Source organism: Martelella sp. HB161492, assembly GCF_013184775.1.
GTDB lineage: Bacteria > Pseudomonadota > Alphaproteobacteria > Rhizobiales > Rhizobiaceae > Martelella.
Map to the genome: position 1 here is coordinate 1 of NZ_JAATVV010000044.1, position 679 is coordinate 679.

Annotated in this window: 2 protein-coding genes; both read right to left on the reverse strand. The window is 56.4% G+C overall.

From position 1 onward, the window contains the following. Positions 1-18: 18 nt before the first annotated feature. Positions 19-162 (reverse strand): DUF1127 domain-containing protein, encoded by a 144-nt coding sequence (locus HCK86_RS23880; RefSeq protein WP_141149944.1) that lies wholly within the window; start codon positions 160-162, stop codon positions 19-21. A 299-nt stretch (positions 163-461) separates the two neighbouring features. Beyond that, entirely contained in the window at positions 462-605 is a 144-nt protein-coding gene (locus HCK86_RS23885) for a DUF1127 domain-containing protein (protein ID WP_141149944.1), read from the reverse strand. Positions 606-679 lie beyond the last annotated feature (74 nt).

Genomic DNA, 679 nt, shown 5'->3' on the forward strand with positions numbered 1-679 from the left:
GTCAGCCTTTTGGAAGTCTTAGAAGGAAGCCTTGCGGGCAACGCGGCGAATGTCTTCGCGGTTGACGCCGAGATCGGCCAGTTCGCGTCCCGACATGCGGTTCAGTTCGCTGACGGTCTGACGATACTTCATCCAGTTATTGAAAGAACGTGCCATGCTCATCTGTTTATCTCCTCGTGAATGGGTTCCGCGTGTCGCTCAACTCTTGTGTGGCGCTCATCGCTTGCTGTTGACCCTGATATAGGCGCTTGCGCACAACTCAGGCAGGTGGTTTGCCTCAAAGCGGCTATGCGTGAGATGCAAGTCTTCGCAAAAACGGCTGGTTTGACGGGATTCCGTGCTGTATTTCTGCGCAGAGCCGGTTTGCGGAGCCCAAACGAATAACGCCCGCCGGGGGAGGATCCGGCGGGCGTTTCAGATGGCGACAATCGGGAGGAGGGATCGTCAGCCTTTTGGAAGTCTTAGAAGGAGGCCTTGCGGGCAACGCGGCGAATGTCTTCGCGGTTGACGCCGAGATCGGCCAGTTCGCGTCCCGACATGCGGTTCAGTTCGCTGACGGTCTGACGATACTTCATCCAGTTATTGAAAGAACGTGCCATGCTCATCTGTCTATCTCCTCGTGAATGGGCTCAGCGTGTCGCTCAACTCTTGTGTGGCGCTCATCGCTTGCTGTTGACCC

What these genes read in the sequence shown, in the direction of transcription:
- HCK86_RS23880 (WP_141149944.1), bottom strand. Translation starts at nt 162, where the DNA reads ATGAGCATGGCACGTTCTTTCAATAACTGGATGAAGTATCGTCAGACC.
- HCK86_RS23885 (WP_141149944.1), bottom strand. Translation starts at nt 605, where the DNA reads ATGAGCATGGCACGTTCTTTCAATAACTGGATGAAGTATCGTCAGACC.